Source organism: Collimonas rhizosphaerae (assembly GCF_038896935.1).
Taxonomy (GTDB): Bacteria; Pseudomonadota; Gammaproteobacteria; order Burkholderiales; family Burkholderiaceae_D; genus Collimonas; species Collimonas rhizosphaerae.
On sequence record NZ_JBANDC010000005.1, the window covers coordinates 179,222 to 201,868 of the forward strand.

Genomic DNA, 22,647 nt, shown 5'->3' on the forward strand with positions numbered 1-22,647 from the left:
TTGACTCCGCGTTACCCTGAGCACTTGCGTGTCAGCATTGAATAACAAGTCCGGCTGCTTTGGAGCAGTTTCTTCATTGACCGGTTTTGGCCGACAGGCGCCATCATTGGATGCAGCGAATCACAATTTGAAAAAAAAGTCAGTTGCGATATGTGTCGATATCGATAGTTCCGCCAATCACTTTCAAGAAATCGATTACGCTACGCTCGAAACCGATAGCAGGCATTGACTTCGTGTCATCTTGGTCAATCCATAAAACCACCTGAAGAACACAAGTAAGATTAAAAAACTCTTTCGCCTCTGCTATCTTCATGGCAAATGGTGCAAGTTTCTCAACCAGGCGCTCGGACATCTCGTAGACGTCAATTACATCGTCTTCAATTTTCCCAGTCGAAAATTCCCATGCTGAAACTCGAGGAAGAGGTACATCCGGATTTCGTGCGCCCTTTCGTAGAACAGCAGTGGCAACGAGACCGATGTGCTGACTTACATTGTTGGGTTCGAAATTATCGCCATATAGACTCAAGTATATTTCGCCTGCACTTGTCATTTTTTTCCTACGTTATATGAGCATTCTGAATGGCTGCCATTGGCCGCTTGCTGCCGGCTCATTGCTGCCTTGTTAGTTAGAACACGAGATATATCGTCCAACTGCCGGTCTTGCTCATGACACTAAATGCCCGCGACTTCACGAAAACCCTTGGCCCAGAAAACCCCATCTCTGGAATACGATGAGGCGAATTCCACTTCGTAGTTCGCGTTACCCCATTGACGATCCGTTATATCAGTCACAGTACATTCGCATCCAAACGGCATAGGCACGGTAAAACCACTTTGGCCATTTGTGACAATTGCAGTTAACTCAATCCAATTGCTGTCGCCCAAGCATAGTACCGCTCGATCAATACGTTGGGCATGATGATCAATTTCCAAATACAGCTTTGACAAACAACCGCCAGCCATTTTAGTCATATAAGGATTCCGGAATTTCTAGAGCCGGTTGAAACACAATTTCAGTTTCTAAACACCAGCCCTCTACAATTTTTCTGAGTACATCCATATCAAGTCACTGAATCGCCATCAATTTTCCAGACACCGTCGACTGTCCGTAATTGGTTGTGGATTCAACTGGTGGATGCAACACTCCCACTGTTTGAGTAGTTTATAGTAGTGTGTAGCATCCACCGGTTGAATCCACAGTCGATTTTTGTCATTTTCCACTAGGCTTCAGGTGCGTACTTTCTAAGTGCATCAAGTATTTCAACCGCTATTAAATCAACTTCCTCTTTCGATTCTCCTGCGCTTGGACTGGTTGCCAAATGCTCAAGCTCAGGTCGCAGAGTTTGCGCGAGTTCGATTGACGGAGCAACGACTGCAACTAGCAAGCTATATTTCCAACCATCGTCTTGACCAGCTAGGATGGTTCGAATGTAGGGCGCAAGCGGTTGTCCAATGCGGATGAGAAACGGTCGAAATATAAAGCCGACTGGCCAATTTAGGTCTTGCAGCCACTCAAGAATTTGGGGCATAACTGGTTCAGCTGCTGGGAAACCGAGCCGCACCAATGCAGAGGCCTTCTCCGTTTCATGCTTTGTGATGGGAATGAGCGCAGCTAGATCTGTCGTCGGTGTCATAAAATTATCATCAAAACTCAAGTACGCAAAAGGCGATACATGACCGTCACAGTTCCGGCATATCTCGTTGCCATCCCATCGCAACACCATTGCGGCTAACGAATACGAACGACTTGAAATGGAGATCCGAAATTTGAATATCACCTTCGAGAAGGTGGCTTCCAATATATATAGCTGCATCAGCCTGCGGTAATAGCGCACCGCAAAGAGGATCAACGTGAACCAGAACGATCACCTCAGGCGTACCGATGTGTGTCGTTAGCATTCTCGAAATGACGTTGAGCTTTGCATGCTGACCATCATGCACAGTCTCCCATTCGTCCCAATGTGCCCGAGATTCAAGATAGTAGAAATCTTCCAGATCGAGTATGTCGCTTGCATCCATGGCGGCTATGTGGCACTTTCGTAATCATCCAGCATCCTGTAGAGTTCAAGTAACTCCACTTCATGAACAACATCCCCCTCAATCTCGTCCACTCGATTTCGGAGTAGGTGCCACTCGCCTTCCCCTCCGATCTTCCCACGGCTGACTATTTTCTCTCGCTTCTGTCGTTCTTTCTCGAAAAAAGCTGGCATATGAGTCTCCACTACTCTATAAAAAAATTTAAGCGCCGTACTCTGGATATCTTGTGGCAGCTTAAAACTAGTGAGGAATAGCGGCGCTTCTCTTAAGCCCTGTTCGCATCCAGTAACAAGCGCAGAGCGCTTGGTTTGGAGATTGTTTTTCGCTTCGTGGATGAACGGTATAAAAGACTCGAACAGGTCTATCAATTTTTGGTCACCAAGAGCTCGGTACTCCACTGCGAGCTCTTCGTAGGTATCAATGATCGCGTCCAGTTTTGTTTTTGACTTGTTTTTCATAATTAAAATATGGATGTAATTTCCAACTTCTGATGGATAAATCCATCCTCGATTGGAGATCAGCCGCCGTTGCTACCAGATTTCACGTCCGTTATTTCTTCCGAGTGCCGAAAATCTGCACACTCGATTAGTATTGTCGCCCCTCGCTCAAATTTCAGTTCATGTATCAAAAGACCCTGCTCCCCTAAACGAACTTCGTGAGTAAGCAAGTCCCCATGACCTATGTGAGTGAATCGTGGATCACCATGGCGAGTTGGCGTGTCAAGTTGATACCGTTCTACATCGTTGTAATGCAGGTGAATTTTTCTATCATGATACGATCCAAGCAAACAAATATGTATCGCAATCCTTCGCACCTCGCTGCGATCTCCGCTCACCATCTCGCTGACTGTAATCGCATTGAGCCAAGCATCATGCAACGAGCTCCGAGAACGTAGATCAAAGTGCCGTGAATCCGATGCGAAGGAATATACGTGAATTGGTAAACGATCCTGAATTGAGTTTAAATATCTCAAATAAGTATCAAAATCGATCTGGCCTGTTTCGTCGTTGAGAATATGGTCCATGAATCTTTATCTCCGAGTAGTCAAGGACGTACCTAAAGGACGGGCCGTGCCTACATTTACGTGCGACCATGACGCCCAGATGTCCGCTTTGGGCTGATTTCGTCAATGACTGCTACTGGCGGACTTCAGTCCGCAACTCATACTCCTCGAGTTGCTGCCCATTGAGTGGCAAACGCATTGCTCCGCTCGTCAAGCTTCATCGATGCGGCTGCCTGACACATGGAGTCCCAAAATCGATGACTCTGTGGGAAATTCATTGCGACTTCAGCTAACTCATCTAGGGCTAGTTCTAACTCATTATGAGAAAGATACTCTTTAAAGTTGTTTAAACCATTCTTGGCAGAATCGGAATTCACGACTATCCACGAGCTGGCTTCGCGCAGCCATGCCTCCGTAATTTCCCATTGTCCTAGAAGCTCGAAATTACTCATAAATCACTCTCTTGCGGTCATCGTAGAACGACTTCTCCTGGCCGGTGGCGGACTTTAGCTGAGCGCTATTTGAAAGCGATCATCGTAAGGCCATAATTCATCATGCGGTTTTGCGCATTTTACAAAGCAACGATTCGTTAGCAACTCGACGCGCTCTTCCAATGTCAGCTCAGGGTCTGATTCTAGTATCCGCGTCAACTCTTCACCCTTCGCTTGCAGGTCTTGTTTGCCGTCGACGTTAAAATATTGGACATTCCCAATTACATAGTCTCGGCGAAAAGCCGTTCGCCACTGCGAGTTACTCCCCCATCCGTGCGACAGGTCTTGATGTGGACGTCCCTTTCGGCGATACGTCCAGTAAAGGGTCGAGTTCTGAGCTACGTCCGGACTGAGAATGTTAGCTCCTGAGGTCAATTCCACCCCGCCCCGCAAGATCAGCAGGTTTCCAAGCATCACGCATGGCCATCGGTACGCCTTGATCGCTGGAGCGCAAGATGGCTTGTCGGATAACTCAACTTTCACAACCTCGTGATAGAAAGCCGAATAGGAAATAGGCGTCACTATGGTTAGACCAAAGGCCTTTGTGAACTCCGTGAATTCATCCGTAGAAATATGTGGACCATCCCAGTCTGCCTCTGCTCCTCCGTCTTGAAATCCCAAAAGCAAGAGATCAAAGACTCGGCTCAATGCATAGAGATCACATAATTCGCCCTCTTTAACGGAGGGAATCGGCTTGCCCTCGCGTTGATTAATGGAACGCAACCACAGATGTCGATCTGTATTCGCCTGCAGCCAAGGTAACAGCATATCGGCATACGCACGGTCCCCCTGGTAGTCTAGCAGCGCGTCATGTAGTTGGCGGTAGGTGCATTGATTCAAAGCGTTATTCCTCAGCAATGACGGATGTCTGGTTCCGCCGATAACTGACTATCGGCTACATTCTCGAATAGTTAACTAGTTCGTCCATTGTCTGATACGAAATGGGTAAATTTTTTGCCGTCTTCGATGCTGAGAATTTGATCTATGTGTTCAATATTTTTCAACGCACTTGGAACATCAAAGCGTTTACCTTCAATTACAGCGAGTGCCTCGTTGTGCAATGCGTATGCAAGATGGGCAGCTACGCGAACTTCAAGCGGTCCCTGATTTTGACTTCCGAGGAACCCCGATAGAAGAAGGCGGATATGGTACAGAGCATGAGCCAGCAACTTCTCTTCAGATATATTTTCGGACATAGCTGCTTCCTGCATAGGGAAAATCGGACCGCGCGAACATCTTGTTTTGATTTAGTTGTCTGCACAATACCACTTTTGCACTTCCGTCCATTGACCGCAACTGGCCGAAAACGGGCACCGCTATCAATTTTTATCGAGCAGCCACCAGCTCCTTGCTTCCATGTTTTCGACAATCGTGACATTTTTTCTATAACTTCACTGTGGTCAACCGTCGACACCAACAACAAATTATTTTGGCAGAGTTTTGAAGAAAATATCTTTGCCACATGCAAGATCATTCAAATATTTTGTCCTTTTTGCCTCTTCCTCTTTTGCTTCAGGCTGCGTTGATAATTCCACCCAATCATTTGATGTGGATAACTGATGTTTCTCACGATACTGCTTAAGAGTATTCAATACTTTGCAGCGTTGTTTAAGAAATTCAGGTGTGCTATTAGTTTGATCAAGCTCAATCAACCAACTTAACAACCCGCTCATCTCTGCTTGCAAAAGATGCTGTGCTTCGCCCTGTTGGTTTTCATCAAAATAGCGAAGCACCAGTAATGTATTCCCAAGTGCATTCAATGATAAATTTTCTATAAATTTATTTTTTTCTTTTTCTGCAATTTCCTTTCCCAACCAAAAAGAAAGTCCGCAAGCAACCGCAAAAAAAACAATAAGAGAACTAATAAGCGCCTGTTTTTTCATTACCATATCCTTATTGTGCAGAACAGCTATTCAAAGTTGATTTGTTCTTGGCTAGTCAAAGTAGCCATGAGGACAGCCAACCCAAACTCGCAGCAATGGAAATAGTCGCTACCGAAGCAACTTGCCATCGCTTAAGCTTCTCCGGTAGATCCAATGTACTCAATCGATTGGCGATCATAAAAGTGGCAACAGCAAAATAACCCACAAGGCCGGGCCAAAACACAGCAGGGAAAAAATATGAAAATAGAAGGACAATTAGAATTCCTCCTAAATGAATTTTTCTTAACGACGACGTTCCCTTAAGTAAGCGTCCCTGTAAAGTTTCATCAACTCCGCGAAGAGACCGTTCTGAAATAGAAGCTGCAAGCAAGAAGCCTTCGAAAATAAAGCCCATGGGAACGAATTGGGATAATGGCATATGCAAATTTAGAAGATTTTTTAATTATTTGGCGAGAAGAACGATGGTCTATTGAATGCAAACGCAGTGGAATAATTACTTTATCCTGCCATACAAAAAATCAACAAAGAAACATCGAATTGACTGCGCAACTGAAGATCCAATATTGGCCGACAGAAGGCGACCACTTCCGATTCGAAGCGGGTATCCGCTATGACCCTGTGCTGTGTGGAAAAAATTTTTCCGCTCGATCATGAATCCCGTTCGTCTCTCAACACGAATTCTCCCGTGCGTGGATTCGTCAGAGTTACGTTCTCGAGCGCCTTGATTCGCCACTTGGCTGCCTGCCGCGTCAGCACGGCAAGGATCACCGTGTCGACAGCGTGTGGCCCCACTGGATGAGCCGCTCCGACCGCGAGGCGGCTCCAGAAGTGCATGACCGCAGCGTCGTCGCCGATCGCGACTACATCGATTAGCTCATTCTCAAGCATGGAATCGCTGTAGATGGTTGCGTGGATGGGCGCATGCAGCTTGACGATCTCATCGACACCGCGCACATAGTGCCCGAACCGATTCACGAACGTCGCATCCTCATGGAACAGTGCTCCGAAGGATCGCATGTCGTGATTGTTCCAGGCGGCTTGAAACGCGTGAGGTGCGTCTTCGGGTTGTTTCATTTGAATCATGTGGATCCTCATAAGCGTCTATATGAAAGTACCCAACGTCTGTTTTGGAGCTTACGGTCGGGCGGTCAAGGCAAATCCTGTTCAACCACGGAATGTCCGCTCCTGGCCGGTTACGGACGTTAAATAGCCCCAAACTGTAATCCACGTCTCGAGCGCCTCCTTGCAGTTGGATTAAGATTCGTTGAAAAAAATCCGCTTGCCTGTTGCGCGACTATCTTCCGAACTCCCGTCGGCATTTAATGCAGCGTGTCCTCACAACTGGATTTGTCGAACACCGCCGCCAGGCCGCATGCCGAGTGATACATGGCGAATGCACGATGCGCCACACCTGGCACTTCGAACAAACGATGCCGTTGTGGCAGATGAGCAGCTTCGGCGGCGGCCGTCATGTAGCGGAAGTATGCGTGCCCGCGTTCTAGGCGTGTTGCGCCCTGGCTTTTATACGTGCAGGACTGACCGACAGCGTCTGCGTTGGGATCATTGTCGGCGGTGCCAAGCAAGTAGACGACGTCACGCTGCAAATAGCCTTTTTCAAGCATGGCGGGCACCACTGGTTGCTGCACGTAAGCAGGCAGTCTGGCGGAAAGACCATTGTTCCATGTTCCCGCAGTGGGGCAATGCGCGCTAACATCAGCAAAGCTACCGTCCGCTTGCGGTCGCCTGTCGTCGAAGTACAAATAAGCCGCAGGATTCGCAACGACGTAACGGACATGGATATGGGAAGCGACGATCTCCTGCGAGGCATGGCCTACCACTGCATAGCGCTGCACGAACTGGCCCCCAGCAGAGTGGCCCGCCAACACAATATCTTTTAGATGAGGAAAGATCCTTCGGTCGGCAAGCCGCGTAAAAATCTGGTCTATCACTGAAAACGCACTGATTGGGGCAGGCGATCTGGCGTCGTAGCCCTGCAGCCAGTCACGTTCTTGCCAGCGCAATGTCATAGGAGACAGGTGATGTGCCTCGACATCAACTTCCGTAAGGAATTGCGGAGTGACGAAGAGCGTGTCTGCGGCCAAGGTGATGGCGCGCTGTTGCAGATCTTCGTCTGCGTCAATGTCGCGACGCGGCCAACCATGAATGATGATAACGGCTCTCGTTATATCGGGTTGCTCAAATTTCCAGTTACGCGAGACGCGTATTGGTACGTCGCCTACGCCACTTGCCGTTTGCACGTTCAGGCGGTCTTGCAGCACCACCGGCACCGGGCTGTTAACAACGTCGATTTCGGCTGCACCGGCAAGGTGAGCCAAAGATATGCAGAAGAAAAATCCTAGCACCGTAGTATGAATGAACCGCATGTCTTATCCTCTTTTTGATAGGGTATGCCTACCCACTTATCAAAGTGAAATCCTCGTTGATGGCCGCTTCTGGCCGTCTTCTGCCTTCCAAGATGGGCATTTCACCAGAGGGCTGCCTTCACGGTCTGTTTTTGCGAATGCATATGTCCGGATCCTGGCCTGGCGTACATATATTCTGACTCAGAGCTGCTTGCACTGTTTCATACCACGCGGATTTCAGATCATCAACTGACGTACTACCGTAGTCGTTGCGCATGATGGATTCATTGGATGACGCGCCTCGGAGAACATTATCGTCAAAAAACTCGTAATCGCCCTGCGCGCCTATACTCGAACGGTCAAACATGTTTACGACATACAGCCGTTTACCTTTTCGCGCAAGAAGAGCAACTCCAACGTGATGACTCGGACCGCGCCCACCAAGGATACGAACATCAAAAATCCTTCCGTCTTCATGGACATCCACCATACCCCCGTTGATGAACGTTCCGCAAAAAATTGTTGCTTCCCAAATGCCGATTACTTGTCCGCTATTCTGGCGCGCAAAATTCACTTCGAACGAGTCCCCGCAGTTTCCAGGATTTGGGACGGGAGCAAATGACCGAGTCCATTTCGAGGCGGCTGACATTGGTTCCGCAATAGAATTTATGTATCTACGTAAAGCGGTGTTGCGCGATTGATAGGCCCCAACCAAGCACTCTGTGTTCTCACAACGATTTCGAGTTTCGATTAGCCAGTGCTTTTGATCGGCAACAATCTTAGATTTCATGAGGGGTTCGATTACGCGTGCGAGTCGGTAAAGCGCATTTAGAGAACGATCATCCCAAACTAGCCCTGGGCTGGCACAAATCATCCGCTCCGTAGCTGTTTGCTTCTGACTTGTACAAAGATCTTCGGCGTGGACGCCAACAGGAAACATGAAGAGCAAGACACAATATATAAATTTACGTAGGTGCGCCATCAATGCCATTCTCGATAGACAGTTCTTATGGAGCCATTAGTGGCCAATTAGTAATTCGCCTATATCTCATCAATTTGAAAATATTCTCTTTGAGCTGCACTCGTATAGCACTACCAATTTACAGGGCCACAGACTTTGACTGACTGCTTTGGGGAATCGTCGTCAGTGACCGTTTGTGGCCGTTTCGAGCCAGCCGCAACAGCTTGATTTCGACCCAAAAGCGACATTCTATTTTCTTCAAAGCAGACGCTCAACGATGAGGGTGGCTACCGTTACCTATCCTCATTGCTCGCCTTGTTGAGAGAGCGACCAAGAAGCCATTTGATTCCGTGTGCGTGCAGACCAAAGATCAATGCTGCACCTACAAAGCTAAGGAAGTAATAAGTCCAGAAGTAATCTGGTTTCTTAAACTCCACTGCGGAGTAGTAAGACCACAACAGCGAGGCAACTAGCGTTGGCAACGCGAAGGGTCGAGAGTCTCGTCTGTAGGCACGATAACAAAGAAAAATGCAGAGTAATGCACCAAATATTGCGAGTGGAGTGATAAAAATTTCCGGGCCCATCCGAGTTTCCTAAAAAAGATCCAACGTTAGCATAGTTACGTGGACCATCGTTTTAGTGGGTAAGCTCTGGGGCAACTTGCTGAAGTTCACTTAAATCAAGCTCTTTAGGCCAATCTGCTAAAGCTTGTTTAAACAAGCTTTCGAAATCTAATTGAATACTCATTGCCTTATTTCCGAACACATCCATCGGGAAAAATATTGTTTGGCATACTGGCCGTCGGATGAAACAGGCACTACGGCCGATAATCGAGCAATGTAGGTCCCTCAACGCTAAATACGGACACGCATTCATTAATCCCAGTGACCAGATATTCTTTCACATCCGGGTACATTTCGAGCATCAAGCTTCCAGAACGTGCTCGCTCCTGGTCTAACCAGCCACCTCCTCGGATATTGAACAGCCATCCCGTTGGCGTTGAACACACTGGCCAATACTCCATAAGGTCACGCTCATCGACAACTCTAAAGCCAAGCGCATTTTCGAAAGTCACAAGGCATCCTGATTCGCCTTGCACGTCGTTAACATAGATTTTTAGCCCATCCTGGCAGTGGTACTCTATCCGTCCGATTTCTGTCCCATGAGTGAATATAGAACTGGACTCTAAAGGTTGTGCTGTAACTTTTTTCATATAATGTTGATGGCAACGTTTTTAATTCTTTTGCCCGCTTCTGGCCGTTTCGAGCCGGTTGTGAAAGGATAAATTCGAGCCTGAGCGGATTCCGGTAAAAAAGCCTCCAACGCAGCGCTAAACTGCGCCCGTGTGGGCGGTGTTTAACGCCAAGTTAAACCTGCGATTTTTGCGTAACTCAATGACACGACAAAGCCGAGCCCTAATCCCCACAAGCTATCGGAAAACAGAGCTTGGATCTTTACCGGTGAACCAAGCGCCAACGAGAATAAAATCAGAAATGCGCCAAACACGATCAGTCCAAGCAACGCCCCTGCCACCGAAACTGTAAAGACGTTAATAAGCCCGAATCGGCGTAACCCGTACATTATTGGAAAACCAAATAAGAAAAGACCGGCGTAGGAAAAAACAACCGAGACCATAACTAGCAAGGGAAGTTCATAATGAAATGGCCACTCCCCTGCCATTATTGTGGCACCCAACACAATCGAGATTGGAGCTGCCCAAGGGGCAAGGAACGCTGCAAGTACAATTCTAGTTCTATTCATTTGAAAGGCGATGTCTACAATGAAGAAATTTGATCGTCAGCCAATAGCGACGAAGCCTGATGCCGCACGTCTGCTCTACGGGAGGGGCGAGCATCATTTGGGGCGCTCCACTGACCGTTGTTAGCTGCAATCTTATAATCCATGGCGCGCGAAATCATACGCGACCGCCAGTGTCCAAAGCACTGGATAGACTGTCACCAACAGCAAATTCAAGGCGATCAAAGCGCCTGTACGCCAAACGACCTTATCATCAAATGCTTGTTTGGCTTTCACTTGGCGCCTAATGATTGCGGGAGCACTCACTGTGGCGCCCAGTTGAACAGATCAAAAAAATCATTGAAACACGACACACACACCCATCTGTATCCATCGTGTGTTGAGTAGCCTTCATATAACGTGTCCGGACTATCGTCATCTATAAATTTGGCGAAACAAAACTCGCAATGATCGTGATCATTATTTGAATTTGTCGGCGCATATTGACGCCAAATCAATGCAACATTTTTGAGGTAGGTTGCCTGATTAGTAAGTCGCCAATCGTTCGGTTCTCGCATAGTTTAAATTTTACGATCGAGTAAATTGTCGCGTCAAAATAGGTCGTAACAAGTAAGCGGATGACACTCGGCTGCCACCCAAAAATTACCAATGAAACATCAGATTGGATGCGATCTTGAAGGTCCGCATCTGGCCGGCTGCAGCCGGTTGATTGGTTATTGGTGAGTTCTAGCCTTTGCGTTAAGCATGGCAACAATAGGATGCTGGTTAAAACCCGGAAATTCCCTTTCAGTTGGCACAAAAAGTATTTTTTTTCCGAAGGGTGTGGCCTGTCGAAAATATAACCAAACCACATCGGGCCTCATTCCGAGACTACCAGATGCTTTTTCGAGATTTGATAGCGGGACCCGAACTTCCTGCCGAAAATTTGATATCACCAAATTCGTTCCGTCGAGTGAGATTTTCTTTGCTCGACCGAAGAACCAGTACTCAAAAAATAAAATGACACCAGAGACAAATAGAACCAGCGGTGCGTTATATCTATCCTCAATTAGCACCCGAAAATATATAACGCAAGCTACCACCGCCAACAATACTGGCAGTATGAATTTATAGAAATAGGTCGACGACGAAGAAAGTAATTGCATAGTTAGAGGAAGGATTTTGGCATACTGAATGGCCGCTTTCAGGAAATCTCTTAAATGGCTGCTTCTGGCCGATTGTACGCGTTCAGCATCAAGGTAGAAAGCGGCCATACAGCTTCGCGCGAAACGACGGCCGTGTGGCCAGCATAGACCGTGTGCTAGATCTCGGTCTGTTCGGAAATTTCCAGAGCGTCATCTACTTCAATACCCAGATAACGAACTGTGCTTTCCAGTTTCGTGTGGCCAAGCAAAAGCTGGACGGCACGTAAATTTTTTGTGCGTCTGTAGATCAATGTCGCTTTGGTTCGCCGCATGGTGTGCGTGCCATAGATTGTTGAATCGAGACCGATGGCTGAAATCCACTGATGCACGATCCGGGCGTACTGCCGTGTTGAAACATGAGGTGACTTCTTGAGACGGCTTGGAAATAGGTGCTGCGCCGGCATCAAGTTCGCCTTGTCGATCCAAGCTGCGACTGCGGTTCTGGTTGGTTCCGTCAATTCAAATTGCACTGGCCGTTGGGTCTTTCGCTGTACGACCATCGTCGGGGTTAAAATCTGATTGCCATGCGTGACATCGCGAACACTTAAATTGAGGAGGTCGCAACCGCGCAACTTGCTATCGATTGCGAGGTTGAACATCGCCAGGCCTCGAATCTGCTGGCCGTTTTGGAGGTGAATTCGGATTGCCCAGATATCCTTTAGCTTGAGTGGCGGCTTTTGCCCGATCAGTTTGCCTTTGTTCCAGGGTTCCCGAGTGTGAGTTGATTCCATGTCAGACTCCTTCGTGGTTAGTCGAAGTCTGATTTTGTTGCTTTATCTATGTCAGCATGCCACCTCGGGGACAAATTCCCTGATGGCCGCTTTCTGGATTGATGTCAAATGCGTACAATCGGCCAGGAGCTGCCGCCCAATATTACAATTCAATTGGCAACCTGGCTTAGACTCTATACAGCCATTCATGCGTGTCGGTAGGCGTAAGCCGAGACCGGGAAATTTCAGGGGAAATTGTCTAATGTTCGGTTTATTTAAATCGCGAAAAATTTCTGATACTCATTTCGGAGAACTCTCCCGGTCGAGCGGTTTCTGGAGGAGCACAATAAAACTTGGTTCATGCGCGGACGTTCCATTGGCAGTCGCAGGTCCCAAAGATGGTCCGGATACTAGTGCACTTGCTGAAGCTCACCAAGTTGTTTCACTATTTCCGGAGTGGCAGCCGATTATTGAGCAGGCGCTCTTTGAACACTTTGAGCCATATTTCGAGGCATTAGCAGCGGGTGAATATCCTGTTTCAAATCTGCAGAACATTAAATCGCCAAAGGATGTGTTGACCAGGACAAAACTACAATTTGTCGCTATCGGCCCAATAGGCGGGAGAATGACGACTGAACTCGGCTATGAAGCCGAATGGGATGAAGAACATTTGATTGGTGTACGATTTCAAGCTGGAAAATTTTTTGAGCTATGTGGAAGCACAGTGCCAGCTTAGCGTCATTGCTCACCCAATCTCTTGGGAAAAATGACGCAGTTCGGCCAAGAGCGGACAATCACATCCGGCAGCGTTGGTGCCGTAAATTATGGCTTACCGTGGACGAAAATAATTGTGGCATGCGCCACGAAGATAAGTAAGGAACACTATGTCCGATGATTTGGTGACAGTGGAGGAATTTCGGCACCGGCGAAAAGTAACATGGGACCGTGCCAAGCTATGGCTCGCTGCAATAGCCTGTGGAATTATTGGCACCGTTTTACTTGCCGACGTGGATTCTAATTCGTCTCCAGTGAGGTTTGGAGCGAGTATTTTTTTCTTTATTATTGCGGGCATTTCCTCCGTACGAGTCATTTATATCGTCCGGGCTAATTATCGTTGCCCGATCTGCGATGCCATTCCCATGGACGGTGGGATCTTGCTTAGCCCTTCAATTGGCTATGATGAAGGTATCGCGATTAATCCAAAACGATGTTCCGGTTGCGGAGCACGTCTGAGTTAATGACACAGCAAGGCTGTAGGATGTTAGATTGCCATTCACAAACGTGTGCTATCCAGCATTCCGACAGGCAGCAATGGATCGAAATCAATCTATTGCGACGGACTCGAAACGGTCAAAAGCTGACTTTGACGCACTTCACCAAAACGATATTGCTTTGTTAAGTTCCAGGTGGCAACATACGGTAACAATTATTCCGCCACGATTAAGTTGTTCAATATCGACGCATATGCGTGTCGGTCCACGTAGTATTTATGCCCCATCTAAACAGGCGTCCGATTGGGAGAGCATGCAAGCTAAGTATCGAATTTCAGAAGAAGACTACGTGAACACGATGAAGCTGTTTGTTAAGCTAACTCGACACCAAATTTTCATTTATGCAGCGTTAGCACTGGTCCTAATGGCGCTTGCTGTGTTTGGTTCGCTAGTTGTCAAAGCCGGTGCAATCGGTGGACTTGCGGGAGGGCTGATTGTGACGGTGCTGGGACGATACATCATTGCCCCCATAATGGCTCGTCGACACTATAGAAAATACAAAGCCATTCATGAGGAGTTCGCCGTTGAACTACTCCAAGATGGCGTCCGTTTTATTTCTCCGAATGCGGATGGAAAACTCATCTGGAACCACTTGGTGAAGTGGCGTCAGAATGACAATTACATTCTCATCTATCCGATGCCTAGGCTCTATCATATCGTGCCAAAATCAGTCGTATCTGACGGCTTTGACGTATCTTTGTTGATTAATCGATTGACTCAACATGTTGGCAGTCCAGTCTAAGCGGACAGCAACTCGCTCTTCCGGCCCTTACATCACCAGACATATTGTAATAAAAGGAGGCGCAACGTGAGCGTGCAGCTAAACCATACTATCGTCTGGTGCCGCGACAAGCAGAAATCAGCAAAATTTTTCACGGAAGTGCTAGGCCTACAATCCGCCACCCGATTCGGACCAATGCTGGTTGTTCAGCTCAACAATAACGTTTCACTCGACTTCTACGAGAACGATGGCCAGATTTCGTCTCAGCATTATGCCTTCTTGATAGGAGAAGACGACTTCGATCAAACCTTTGCCCGCATCCATGATCGAGGGCTGCAGTATTGGGCGGACCCTGGCAAGCACCGGACTGGAGAAATCAATCGGAACGACGGTGGCCGCGGGGTGTATTTTGAGGACCCGGATGGTCATCTCCTTGAGGTCATTACTCGACCTTATGGGAGCAGCGAGTAGATCGCCGGCAGGATGAGGTGGGCGTGCGTATTGAATGGCCGATTCGTGTTGATGCGACCGATAGCAATGGAGCGAATTGAGCCTGTCACAATCGGCTCAAAACGGCCAGAAGCGGCCGTCCAAAAATCACAAGGATGTTGGAATGAATCAGAATAGTTTGTTCGATATGAAATTGAAGGATTTAGAGGAGAAGGCGACAGGCCGTCTCTTGACGGCCGATGTGTTCGATGAAGCAGCGTTTGCCGATTTGTACTCCTATATTTGCTATATGGCCGAAGAGCTAAAGTCCGAATATGTCGTGTCGAAGCAATTCTTGGCGGCCATTCTGAGTGCGGCCGGCACAATTCGAAGCCGTTCTGAATATCTTCCTCAGGTTAAGAAGAGCGCAAAACTCGCCGACGACTTCGACATGGTCTTGGCATTGGTTGCTGCCGGGGAGGCGCCAAATGATAGGCGACCGGGCGTACCTCGTGTCTGCTAAAAAAATCATCTAAGCCCGCAATCGGCCAAAATCGGACGGTCGAAGACGTTCGCTAAACTGATGACGATGTTGGAGGAATTTGATCATGAAATTTGATTGGCACGGCGGAGTAATTTCGCGGACAACGTTAGTCGATTCTGCCTACAAAAATACGCAGAACGTTCGGCGCTTTCTTTCACATCAGTGTGGACCGGAGTTCAAATTTGATCGCGATCTGATGGCATGGATACGAAACGGTGTTGAGAAGAACATGGGTGACGTTGTGGACGAGTGGACGCGTCGACGTACAATGGCGCCAGACTAGAAAATGACTCATTCCGGCCATGAGCTGCCGTTGGCTGCTCGGGTGACAAAGCGGGTATTATTCAGCTGGGCAACCTGATATGCTGAATTTTTCAGCCGACGATACGCAAGATACGGACGATGGCTCTAGAAATTTCTTTTCGGAATGATCCTGTGATCGATACCTCTGAATTCATCGAGCAATACACCGATTCAAATCGGAAAAGAATAGAGTTTTCATGGAATGGAAAACATGCCGGCGAATTTGTCGACGCAAACCAGGAGTTCCGCTGGGCGGTGGTTAGTCAATGCGTAGCAAATCCAGATCAGGCGCCGCTGAGCTTGCTCGAGCACCTTTTTCTCGCTGATTCAGAATGGGCGGTTCAAGCATGGGGTACACCGTATCATTTTTCTCAGCTTGGTAGCATTTTGCTCGGGCGAGGCGGAGAAGCATCTCTCGAATCATTCTCAAGGGGATTCAGTGCTTCTTTCGACACCTTTGGTGCTTGTCACGAAATTCAGCTTCCGCCAACTTTGCTGGCTTCCCTAGCCTCGTCAGCTAGGGACATGCTAAGCCATACTGTCGATGAGAAGCAAAGAACTCGTTTAGAGGGAGTGTTGGAGCTTTTCGAGAAGATAGGAAACTCGACAGCTACCGCTGGTTGGGCAACTATCGCACCTGGGGCACCAGTTTCAAATATTCGAATTGTATGACCGCGCTGATATCACAAAATATTGAGATGGCTCTCGAGCAAGCTGCGTCAGGTATCTAATTAAGAATTTCAGCCGCCAGTGCATAGGCCGCAGTCGGCCACAACCGGCCGGCCACCACAGTCCGCTATGCGACGGCACGACAGTCACGGAGCGAGGCCGCGGGGGCTGATGTCGTAGCCCGACTGAACATCGCCGATCGGTCCTTGGCTTCCTTGCCCTCTCGGACGATGACCGCGCGGTGTGCGAAACTTATGGGCCAACAATGGCGGCAGGAGGTCGCGATGACAATACCAAAGTACGACTACGACGTAGCCATCTCGTTCGGCTACAAGGACGAACCGTTCGCGAACAAGCTTCACTCGCTGCTCGAAGGGCGTCTGAAGTTGTTCCTGTACTCGAAGGAGCAGGAGAAGCTTGCCGGCACGGACGGCGAGGCAAAGTTCAACGAGGTGTTCGGCAAGACGGCCAAGTTGGTAGTGATCCTGTATCGCGAAGCATGGGGCCACACCCCATTCACACGGTTTGAGGAAACAGCCATTCGGAACCGTGCGTATAGCGAGGGCTACGACTTTGCTGTGTTCATCCCGATGGATGATAGCGAGAAGCAAAAGGTCCCTGCGTGGGTGCCGAAGAATCGGCTGTACATCGGGCTTGAGCGATGGGGCATCGAGGCTGCTTGTGCCGTGATCGAGGCTCGGTTCAGCGAACTGGGCGGTGAGATTCACGAAGAGTCCGTTGCGGAGATGGCAGCGAAGGTTGCTGAGGCGATTGGGTATGAAGAGCGCCGACAGAAGCACTTGAACAGTCACGAGGGCGTGCAAGCGCAACGCCTGTCGTTCGATGAAGTCCGCGAGAAGTTGATTGAGGGTGTGGCAACCATTCAGAAAACGTTGCCAGCGATCAACCTTCATGAGAAGCACAATGGCGAGTCCGGTGGTGCGATCATTTTCCTTTCGGACCCAACTGGCATGTCCGTGAACTGGCGCCCTGAGTATGCAAACGTCATGCGTGACTCGAAGTTGAAGGCCACGTTTTGGAAGGGTCACCCACCGTATCCAGGGGTCACGCACTGGGAAAAGCCGGTGGAGGGCGCGAGCATCACATTTGCGCCAGACCTCACCGAAGACGGACGGCCAGCATGGAAACAAACGAACAAGGTGGGCGACGTGTTGCTCAGCCCAAACGGAGTGGCAGATGTGATCCTGAAGTGGTTCCTGGCGAAGTGCCAGAAGGGTTGATCACTTCGCGACGCCCTTGAGCCTCTCGAAGGTGCGAAGGCCAGCCATGCTGAACATCGCGCCGAGCAGTGCGGGGCTCCTTCGAGTGGCTTTGCATGGGTCCGAGCGGCGGCTTTGTGGCGACTCGATCCGGGCAGCGAATGTCGCCGAAGGGTCGAACTCGGCCTATCGCGACCGCCTGAAAACGGCCAGGAGCGGTCCATTATAAGTAATTAATATCATTTAATTTTTTAGTGACTTTGAATATTCTTTCAATTTGGAGCCGCTGTGCAATTCACCTTATCATTCAAAACTGACGCCGTGCGGCAGTCAATTTTACGGTAGGCGCTATGAATCGTGCCGCTCGATTGGTCCTATGGTTTGCTGTGGGAGGGATCTGCCTCAGTATTGCCGCCCGTATGCATACGGTGTCAAAGTATGAAAAAGCCTTCGCCATAACTAATGTCGGTGACGCAGCGAGCCTTGTCGTGGAGCGTTTCGGCAGTCCTAGCGCCCATGAGAGCAATGCCAATCGCTTCTTGAGGTATGCCGCAAATTCTTGTGAGACGCCGTGTACTGAACGGCTGTGGTGGGAGCATCCCGTACTCAAAGGCGTTGAGGCATGGTCAGTCGAGTTTAACGTGGAGGGAAAGACCATTAACAAGGCTCACTGGGTGTCACCATAGTACGAGGGAAGCTAACAACCGTCGATGAACCGTCCCACAATCAGGCCCATAATTCTCATCGAACGGACGTTCGGCATCAGTCTTCACATGCTGTCGTGTGTTGTACATGTCAAACGTTGAACAGTGGCTTCGGAGACAATCGTAGGTCGCCTTTGGGTCGAAATCAAGCCGTTGCGGCTGGCTCAAAACGTCCACTTGCGGTCGTTCGCGAACGTCCGCTGGTAGACATGCAATATTGCAGCATGAAGTGCGCTATCGGTCATCAGCAGACAATACAAGCATAGGAAATCTTTCCATGATGACGGATATCCCACCACTGCGACGGCAATAGCTTCTTATCCTATACAACGCCTGTGTGGCGTCCAATGAATTCGTCGTGGCGCATTTGGAATTTTAATTGGCGCGATATGCTAGTGACGGGGCAAGTGCCAATACGTACCATCATCCCTATCGAAACATATCGTTTCATAAACAGGAGCAAGAGATGGTTTCCAGCACGACAAGCAAGAAAGTAGCCTTGGTCACAGGTGCCTCGTCGGGCATGGGCATGGACTTTGCGAAAGCGCTGTTGTCCGAAGGCATGGTGGTCTATGCGGCGGCACGGCGTGTGGATCAGATGGCGGATCTGGCGCGGCTTGGCGCCATTACGCTGAAGATGGATGTTACCAGCGAATCCGATCTGCAAGCCGCCGTTCAGTGCATCACGCAGGATCATGGAGGCGTCGATGTCCTGATCAACAATGCCGGCTTTGGCATGTACGGCGCGATGGAAGACACTACGATTGAAGACGCACGCTACCAATTCGAAGTCAATCTGTTTGGCATGGCGCGGCTTACCCAGCTGCTGCTGCCGGCGATGCGTAACAAGGGCACCGGGAAGATCGTCAACATATCCTCGATGGGCGGCAAGATATACACTCCTCTGGGCAGTTGGTATCACGCCACCAAGCATGCGGTCGAGGGCTGGTCGGATTGTCTGCGTCTTGAACTGGCGCCGTTCGGCATCGACGTGGTGATCATTGAGCCGGGCGCGATTGCCACCGAATTCGGCGATGTGTTGGTAGCTCCCATGCTCAAGCGTTCCGGCAACGGTCCTTACAGCAAAATGGCAAACGCGGTCGCATCGGCCACCCGGGCATCATATGAACTCGGTGGCGCTTCCAGCCCCCAGGTCATTGTCAATCTCATCCTGCAGGCGATACGCGCAAAAAAACCGAAGACCCGGTACGTCGCCGGTAAATATGCTATGCCGCTGATGTTTATCCGCAAGTGGTTCGGCGACCGCATTTTCGACAAAATCGTGTTATCGATCGTGAAGTGAGGAAGGCCGATGATGCACGCGAATCGATTTAGCGTTCAGAGCGGCTGGAAGCTGTTGATACGCGACATGGGTATCAACCCGGCTGATGTACTCAGATTGGCGGAGCTACCGGCCGACCTGTTTGCGCGCAAGGACGCCAGCTTGACGCCGCTGGAGTATTTCAACTTCTGGCAAGGGCTGGAACGGGCAGCTGGGTCCGAAGCGTTGCCACTGAAAATCGGCCAAGTAATTTCTGTGGAAACCTTCGATCCCCCCATCTTTGCCAGCCTGTGCAGTCCGAACCTGAATACCGCGCTCCAGCGCTTATCGCAATTCAAGATGCTGATCGGCCCGCTTACTCTGGCCGTCAACATTGACGCTGAGCGAACCACAGCCACGCTCGATTGCTACGACGATCTGAGACCGATTCCGCGCAGCCTCGCGGCTTCCGAACTGGTGTTCTTTACCCAATTGGCGCGATTGGCAACGCGGCAAAGGATAGTGCCGATTGATTTGTCGTTGACCCAACTACCGGAGAATCTGACTCCGTATGAGACCTATTTCGGTCATCCGCTTCGCCAAAGCGACCGCAACCAGATCGCTTTTTCTGCTCAGGATGCGCAACATCCGTTCTTAACCGAAAATGCAGGGATGTGGTCGTTTTTTGAAAGTGGTCTGAAAAAGCGACTGTCCGATTTGGATGCCGAAGCCACCATGAGTCAGCGGGTACGGAGTGCCCTGCTCGAAATGTTGCCAGGCGGCCAGAGCACCATTGAACAGGTAGCCACTCGATTGGCGATGACCAAACGTTCCCTGCAACGGTACTTGAGCGAAGAGTCGACCGGCTACCAGGACGTGCTGAACGCTACACGCAAGGAATTGGCCCGGCACTATCTCGCCCGTTCGTCCATTTCGCCGGGAGAAATCGCCTGGCTGCTGGGTTTTCAGGATGGCAATTCCTTCAACCGAGCATTCAAGGGATGGACGGGAATAACACCGGGGGAGTATCGCTCACGTACCTCGGAAGCGTCCACTTGCCACACGGATGTGGATTGATCCAAGTTATGTGTTCAACACCTGACCAGCATCATGACCGTGCTCAGGCCTACAATCCATCAAAGCAAACGACAACCGTGCCAGGCAAGCGGACACGACCAATATGAATTGCATTGGGCGGCTTTGGGGCGGTGGAAAACTTTGCGGACGTCAGCTTTAGTGAAGTGAATTCGGCGTATCGAATGGCTGTTCAGGGTCGGAAGCCGTCTGCCAGATTTTCGAAAACCAGTCACTCGTTGAGAATTTTCCGTCAACGGCCGGTCTACCCGCCTAAGCCGCCGTTCGTTCCAATGTAGCCGGAGAACGCATTTTGCATGGAACCGTTTGACGTTCCATCGAAGCCCATTGACCGCAACTAGTTTTAAGCAGCCGGTCAGCCGGAGACGCTCGACCGGCCGCAACGGGCCGTTTTGTGCCTGTCGGGACAAGCAAATTTCGACCAAAAAATCCGGCCGATACAGCCTTTCCAGTACGGACGGTCAACTAGACTATGGAGTGGCTTTGGCTGTCCCATCGAGATATTCGGCTATTTTTTGCCAGCCTATGCCTCGGGCTAGCTCCGAGGCAGTCTGCCCTGATTGGGCTCTAGCAGTTACATCGCTCCCGTAAATGCACATGGAATGCACAAGATTAATCCAGTCTCGGATCGGTTACTTTGTGTCCTCGGCCCGTTTCTTAAGCAGTGCAGCAAGTTCAGAATTGCCTTTTCGTTCCGCGAAAGCTGCTGCATCCCAGCCTCCTTTCTTGGCCCGAACATCGGCTCCCTTTGCAAGTAACATACTGACAATTTCAGCATTACCTTCGTCGGCCGCACTGAGGAGTGGTGTCCAACCGTTCCTATCAAGGACGTTTGGATTGGCATTTAGGTCGAGCAAGGCTTGAACCAATTTAACTCGGTTAAGATTCGTCGCTAAGAGAAGAGCAGTCGATCCGTCTTCACCACGCGAATCAATGGATACTCCCTTCCTTGTGCTAAGTGCTTTTGCCAGCGGCGCGCCTGCCGGCTCAGAACCGCCATATGCCATGATCTGTTCGAGTCGAGGATCAATCGCCAAGGCTGATTGAAAATATTTTTCAGCGTCGTTCCCAGCATCTTGTGCAACCATATCCGCCCACTTCCGATAGAGTGCATACGCAAGAATACGTCGCCCCACACCGTAATCCATAATCTTCAGTGCCGCATTGGCTTGCTCGATTGCCTCGTCATTTCGGCCGAGAGTTGCCCCCAAATATTCAGCGTAATCCCCAAGTAACCAAGCATTGGTTGGGCGGAGTTTGATTCGCTCCTTATAAAGCGCGAGAACCTTGTCGGTGTCTCCAGTCTGTTTGTAACTATCGATTAAAAAGCCATATGCCGACGACAACGCCTTTTTGTTGGATGTACCGCTTTTCAGAACGCGCTGCCACCGCGCGGTGGCAGTCGAAAACTCTCCTCGGGCATTATTCAGGGAGGCCCAGTTCAGTTGCAGCCATGGATCATCGGTTCCAAGTGCCTCCGCTTGAGTCAATGACTTCGCAGCGTCATCAAGCTTGGTCTGCTCCATCTGAATATATCCAAGATAAACATAACCCTCTGCAAAGCCCGGATTGATCCGAATCGATTCACGAACCAGCGCTTCCGCCGCATCAAGCGTTCCTGGCGAATAATTTCCAACCATGTAGAGATATATTCCATTCCTTACGTTACGCCCATTGATATAGCCAGCCATTACTTGAAGGCGAGCCAGTTCCTTAAACGCGAAGTAATTTTGAGGGTCTAGCTTTATCGCTTCGGCAAGTTTCTGTTGCGCCTGCTCCAGAAGTTGCCCTTCCCCGTGCCAAGAGTCAAGTAACTTACCAGCCGCTTTGACGTCTTGTTTGCTTTGCGCCACCGACTCTTTCGTTGCTGCGGTTGAAATCCCCGGCGCTACGAAAATCAACAGACACGCCGCAATTGAGACAACAGCCTTGAGAATCTTCGCCATAGATCTGCCATTTTTTTGCATAACAACAATTCCTCACCAATAGTTAATTTATTTTGGGCAATGTTATCAGTATGAGCATTAGAAATGTGTATTC

Annotated in this window: 29 protein-coding genes; 10 read left to right on the forward strand and 19 right to left on the reverse strand. The window is 49.5% G+C overall.

Going from position 1 to position 22,647, the window contains the following annotated elements:
• Positions 1-139: 139 nt before the first annotated feature.
• The 18 genes from V8G57_RS08950 to V8G57_RS09035 form a co-directional block, all read right to left on the reverse strand.
• Positions 140-550: a DUF4279 domain-containing protein gene (locus V8G57_RS08950; protein WP_342829057.1), complete on the reverse strand. Its 411-nt coding sequence runs from the start codon at positions 548-550 to the stop codon at positions 140-142.
• A gap of 122 nt (positions 551-672) precedes the next feature.
• Positions 673-972 (reverse strand): hypothetical protein, encoded by a 300-nt coding sequence (locus V8G57_RS08955; RefSeq protein ID WP_342829058.1) that lies wholly within the window; start codon positions 970-972, stop codon positions 673-675.
• A 248-nt stretch (positions 973-1,220) separates the two neighbouring features.
• Entirely contained in the window at positions 1,221-1,634 is a 414-nt protein-coding gene (locus V8G57_RS08960) for a DUF5071 domain-containing protein (RefSeq protein WP_342829059.1), read from the reverse strand.
• Positions 1,635-1,680: 46 nt separating this feature from the next.
• The gene (locus tag V8G57_RS08965; protein ID WP_342829060.1) at positions 1,681-2,019 is read right to left on the reverse strand and encodes a hypothetical protein; all 339 of its coding nucleotides are present in this window, start codon (positions 2,017-2,019) and stop codon (positions 1,681-1,683) included.
• A 5-nt stretch (positions 2,020-2,024) separates the two neighbouring features.
• On the reverse strand, positions 2,025-2,495 hold the full coding sequence (locus V8G57_RS08970) for a hypothetical protein (RefSeq protein WP_342829061.1): 471 nt from the start codon (positions 2,493-2,495) through the stop codon (positions 2,025-2,027).
• A gap of 59 nt (positions 2,496-2,554) precedes the next feature.
• Positions 2,555-3,061, reverse strand: coding sequence for a hypothetical protein (locus V8G57_RS08975; RefSeq protein ID WP_342829062.1), 507 nt, complete (start codon positions 3,059-3,061; stop codon positions 2,555-2,557).
• A gap of 137 nt (positions 3,062-3,198) precedes the next feature.
• Entirely contained in the window at positions 3,199-3,492 is a 294-nt protein-coding gene (locus V8G57_RS08980) for a hypothetical protein (protein ID WP_342829063.1), read from the reverse strand.
• Between the two features lie 54 nt (positions 3,493-3,546).
• The gene (locus tag V8G57_RS08985; RefSeq protein WP_342829064.1) at positions 3,547-4,371 is read right to left on the reverse strand and encodes a hypothetical protein; all 825 of its coding nucleotides are present in this window, start codon (positions 4,369-4,371) and stop codon (positions 3,547-3,549) included.
• Between the two features lie 71 nt (positions 4,372-4,442).
• Entirely contained in the window at positions 4,443-4,727 is a 285-nt protein-coding gene (locus V8G57_RS08990) for a hypothetical protein (protein WP_342829065.1), read from the reverse strand.
• Positions 4,728-4,955: 228 nt separating this feature from the next.
• Positions 4,956-5,414 (reverse strand): hypothetical protein, encoded by a 459-nt coding sequence (locus V8G57_RS08995; RefSeq protein ID WP_342829067.1) that lies wholly within the window; start codon positions 5,412-5,414, stop codon positions 4,956-4,958.
• Positions 5,415-5,469: 55 nt separating this feature from the next.
• Positions 5,470-5,832 (reverse strand): hypothetical protein, encoded by a 363-nt coding sequence (locus V8G57_RS09000; RefSeq protein WP_342829068.1) that lies wholly within the window; start codon positions 5,830-5,832, stop codon positions 5,470-5,472.
• Positions 5,833-6,062: 230 nt separating this feature from the next.
• Positions 6,063-6,497: an SgcJ/EcaC family oxidoreductase gene (locus tag V8G57_RS09005; RefSeq protein WP_342829069.1), complete on the reverse strand. Its 435-nt coding sequence runs from the start codon at positions 6,495-6,497 to the stop codon at positions 6,063-6,065.
• Between the two features lie 236 nt (positions 6,498-6,733).
• Positions 6,734-7,798, reverse strand: a complete 1,065-nt coding sequence (locus V8G57_RS09010) for an alpha/beta hydrolase (protein WP_342829070.1) — start codon at positions 7,796-7,798, stop codon at positions 6,734-6,736.
• A gap of 118 nt (positions 7,799-7,916) precedes the next feature.
• On the reverse strand, positions 7,917-8,567 hold the full coding sequence (locus tag V8G57_RS09015) for a lysozyme inhibitor LprI family protein (protein ID WP_342829071.1): 651 nt from the start codon (positions 8,565-8,567) through the stop codon (positions 7,917-7,919).
• A 988-nt stretch (positions 8,568-9,555) separates the two neighbouring features.
• Positions 9,556-9,951: a hypothetical protein gene (locus V8G57_RS09020; RefSeq protein ID WP_342829072.1), complete on the reverse strand. Its 396-nt coding sequence runs from the start codon at positions 9,949-9,951 to the stop codon at positions 9,556-9,558.
• Positions 9,952-10,094: 143 nt separating this feature from the next.
• Positions 10,095-10,499 carry a hypothetical protein gene (locus V8G57_RS09025; protein WP_342829074.1) on the reverse strand — a complete coding sequence of 135 codons (405 nt, stop codon included), beginning with the start codon at positions 10,497-10,499 and terminating at the stop codon, positions 10,095-10,097.
• Between the two features lie 710 nt (positions 10,500-11,209).
• Positions 11,210-11,749 (reverse strand): hypothetical protein, encoded by a 540-nt coding sequence (locus V8G57_RS09030; RefSeq protein ID WP_342829075.1) that lies wholly within the window; start codon positions 11,747-11,749, stop codon positions 11,210-11,212.
• Between the two features lie 47 nt (positions 11,750-11,796).
• Positions 11,797-12,411: a tyrosine-type recombinase/integrase gene (locus V8G57_RS09035; RefSeq protein ID WP_342829076.1), complete on the reverse strand. Its 615-nt coding sequence runs from the start codon at positions 12,409-12,411 to the stop codon at positions 11,797-11,799.
• A gap of 241 nt (positions 12,412-12,652) precedes the next feature.
• Between V8G57_RS09035 and V8G57_RS09040 the strand changes: the two genes are divergently transcribed.
• The 10 genes from V8G57_RS09040 to V8G57_RS09085 all read left to right on the forward strand — a co-directional run bounded on the left by V8G57_RS09040 (position 12,653) and on the right by V8G57_RS09085 (position 20,589).
• A complete protein-coding gene (locus tag V8G57_RS09040) occupies positions 12,653-13,126 on the forward strand; it encodes a DUF6985 domain-containing protein (protein WP_342829077.1) in 474 nt (157 codons plus the stop codon).
• Positions 13,127-13,274: 148 nt separating this feature from the next.
• On the forward strand, positions 13,275-13,628 hold the full coding sequence (locus V8G57_RS09045; RefSeq protein WP_342829078.1) for a hypothetical protein: 354 nt from the start codon (positions 13,275-13,277) through the stop codon (positions 13,626-13,628).
• Positions 13,629-13,914: 286 nt separating this feature from the next.
• Positions 13,915-14,403, forward strand: coding sequence for a YcxB family protein (locus V8G57_RS09050; RefSeq protein ID WP_342829080.1), 489 nt, complete (start codon positions 13,915-13,917; stop codon positions 14,401-14,403).
• A gap of 66 nt (positions 14,404-14,469) precedes the next feature.
• Positions 14,470-14,853, forward strand: coding sequence for a VOC family protein (locus V8G57_RS09055; RefSeq protein WP_342829081.1), 384 nt, complete (start codon positions 14,470-14,472; stop codon positions 14,851-14,853).
• Between the two features lie 76 nt (positions 14,854-14,929).
• Positions 14,930-15,334 carry a hypothetical protein gene (locus V8G57_RS09060; RefSeq protein ID WP_342829082.1) on the forward strand — a complete coding sequence of 135 codons (405 nt, stop codon included), beginning with the start codon at positions 14,930-14,932 and terminating at the stop codon, positions 15,332-15,334.
• 85 nt (positions 15,335-15,419) lie between these two features.
• On the forward strand, positions 15,420-15,638 hold the full coding sequence (locus V8G57_RS09065; protein ID WP_342829083.1) for a DUF6434 domain-containing protein: 219 nt from the start codon (positions 15,420-15,422) through the stop codon (positions 15,636-15,638).
• 119 nt (positions 15,639-15,757) lie between these two features.
• On the forward strand, positions 15,758-16,330 hold the full coding sequence (locus tag V8G57_RS09070) for a hypothetical protein (RefSeq protein ID WP_342829084.1): 573 nt from the start codon (positions 15,758-15,760) through the stop codon (positions 16,328-16,330).
• Between the two features lie 281 nt (positions 16,331-16,611).
• A complete protein-coding gene (locus tag V8G57_RS09075; protein ID WP_342829085.1) occupies positions 16,612-17,568 on the forward strand; it encodes a hypothetical protein in 957 nt (318 codons plus the stop codon).
• Positions 17,569-18,717: 1,149 nt separating this feature from the next.
• The gene (locus V8G57_RS09080) at positions 18,718-19,554 is read left to right on the forward strand and encodes an oxidoreductase (protein ID WP_342829086.1); all 837 of its coding nucleotides are present in this window, start codon (positions 18,718-18,720) and stop codon (positions 19,552-19,554) included.
• Between the two features lie 9 nt (positions 19,555-19,563).
• The gene (locus V8G57_RS09085; protein ID WP_342829087.1) at positions 19,564-20,589 is read left to right on the forward strand and encodes an AraC family transcriptional regulator; all 1,026 of its coding nucleotides are present in this window, start codon (positions 19,564-19,566) and stop codon (positions 20,587-20,589) included.
• Between the two features lie 650 nt (positions 20,590-21,239).
• Here V8G57_RS09085 and V8G57_RS09090 read toward each other — a convergent pair.
• Positions 21,240-22,553 carry an ankyrin repeat domain-containing protein gene (locus V8G57_RS09090; RefSeq protein ID WP_342829088.1) on the reverse strand — a complete coding sequence of 438 codons (1,314 nt, stop codon included), beginning with the start codon at positions 22,551-22,553 and terminating at the stop codon, positions 21,240-21,242.
• Positions 22,554-22,647 lie beyond the last annotated feature (94 nt).

What these genes read in the sequence shown, in the direction of transcription:
- V8G57_RS09010 (WP_342829070.1), bottom strand. Translation starts at nt 7,798, where the DNA reads ATGCGGTTCATTCATACTACGGTGCTAGGATTTTTCTTCTGCATATCT.
- V8G57_RS09045 (WP_342829078.1), top strand. Translation starts at nt 13,275, where the DNA reads ATGTCCGATGATTTGGTGACAGTGGAGGAATTTCGGCACCGGCGAAAA.
- V8G57_RS09070 (WP_342829084.1), top strand. Translation starts at nt 15,758, where the DNA reads ATGGCTCTAGAAATTTCTTTTCGGAATGATCCTGTGATCGATACCTCT.
- V8G57_RS08965 (WP_342829060.1), bottom strand. Translation starts at nt 2,019, where the DNA reads ATGGATGCAAGCGACATACTCGATCTGGAAGATTTCTACTATCTTGAA.
- V8G57_RS09005 (WP_342829069.1), bottom strand. Translation starts at nt 6,497, where the DNA reads ATGATTCAAATGAAACAACCCGAAGACGCACCTCACGCGTTTCAAGCC.
- V8G57_RS09020 (WP_342829072.1), bottom strand. Translation starts at nt 9,951, where the DNA reads ATGAAAAAAGTTACAGCACAACCTTTAGAGTCCAGTTCTATATTCACT.
- V8G57_RS09025 (WP_342829074.1), bottom strand. Translation starts at nt 10,499, where the DNA reads ATGAATAGAACTAGAATTGTACTTGCAGCGTTCCTTGCCCCTTGGGCA.
- V8G57_RS09035 (WP_342829076.1), bottom strand. Translation starts at nt 12,411, where the DNA reads ATGGAATCAACTCACACTCGGGAACCCTGGAACAAAGGCAAACTGATC.
- V8G57_RS09050 (WP_342829080.1), top strand. Translation starts at nt 13,915, where the DNA reads ATGCAAGCTAAGTATCGAATTTCAGAAGAAGACTACGTGAACACGATG.
- V8G57_RS09080 (WP_342829086.1), top strand. Translation starts at nt 18,718, where the DNA reads ATGGTTTCCAGCACGACAAGCAAGAAAGTAGCCTTGGTCACAGGTGCC.
- V8G57_RS08990 (WP_342829065.1), bottom strand. Translation starts at nt 4,727, where the DNA reads ATGTCCGAAAATATATCTGAAGAGAAGTTGCTGGCTCATGCTCTGTAC.
- V8G57_RS09065 (WP_342829083.1), top strand. Translation starts at nt 15,420, where the DNA reads ATGAAATTTGATTGGCACGGCGGAGTAATTTCGCGGACAACGTTAGTC.
- V8G57_RS08955 (WP_342829058.1), bottom strand. Translation starts at nt 972, where the DNA reads ATGACTAAAATGGCTGGCGGTTGTTTGTCAAAGCTGTATTTGGAAATT.
- V8G57_RS08975 (WP_342829062.1), bottom strand. Translation starts at nt 3,061, where the DNA reads ATGGACCATATTCTCAACGACGAAACAGGCCAGATCGATTTTGATACT.
- V8G57_RS09040 (WP_342829077.1), top strand. Translation starts at nt 12,653, where the DNA reads ATGTTCGGTTTATTTAAATCGCGAAAAATTTCTGATACTCATTTCGGA.
- V8G57_RS09075 (WP_342829085.1), top strand. Translation starts at nt 16,612, where the DNA reads ATGACAATACCAAAGTACGACTACGACGTAGCCATCTCGTTCGGCTAC.
- V8G57_RS09000 (WP_342829068.1), bottom strand. Translation starts at nt 5,832, where the DNA reads ATGCCATTATCCCAATTCGTTCCCATGGGCTTTATTTTCGAAGGCTTC.
- V8G57_RS08980 (WP_342829063.1), bottom strand. Translation starts at nt 3,492, where the DNA reads ATGAGTAATTTCGAGCTTCTAGGACAATGGGAAATTACGGAGGCATGG.
- V8G57_RS09090 (WP_342829088.1), bottom strand. Translation starts at nt 22,553, where the DNA reads ATGGCGAAGATTCTCAAGGCTGTTGTCTCAATTGCGGCGTGTCTGTTG.
- V8G57_RS09030 (WP_342829075.1), bottom strand. Translation starts at nt 11,749, where the DNA reads ATGGCCGCTTTCTACCTTGATGCTGAACGCGTACAATCGGCCAGAAGC.
- V8G57_RS08995 (WP_342829067.1), bottom strand. Translation starts at nt 5,414, where the DNA reads ATGAAAAAACAGGCGCTTATTAGTTCTCTTATTGTTTTTTTTGCGGTT.
- V8G57_RS08970 (WP_342829061.1), bottom strand. Translation starts at nt 2,495, where the DNA reads ATGAAAAACAAGTCAAAAACAAAACTGGACGCGATCATTGATACCTAC.
- V8G57_RS08960 (WP_342829059.1), bottom strand. Translation starts at nt 1,634, where the DNA reads ATGACACCGACGACAGATCTAGCTGCGCTCATTCCCATCACAAAGCAT.
- V8G57_RS09015 (WP_342829071.1), bottom strand. Translation starts at nt 8,567, where the DNA reads ATGAAATCTAAGATTGTTGCCGATCAAAAGCACTGGCTAATCGAAACT.
- V8G57_RS09085 (WP_342829087.1), top strand. Translation starts at nt 19,564, where the DNA reads ATGATGCACGCGAATCGATTTAGCGTTCAGAGCGGCTGGAAGCTGTTG.
- V8G57_RS08950 (WP_342829057.1), bottom strand. Translation starts at nt 550, where the DNA reads ATGACAAGTGCAGGCGAAATATACTTGAGTCTATATGGCGATAATTTC.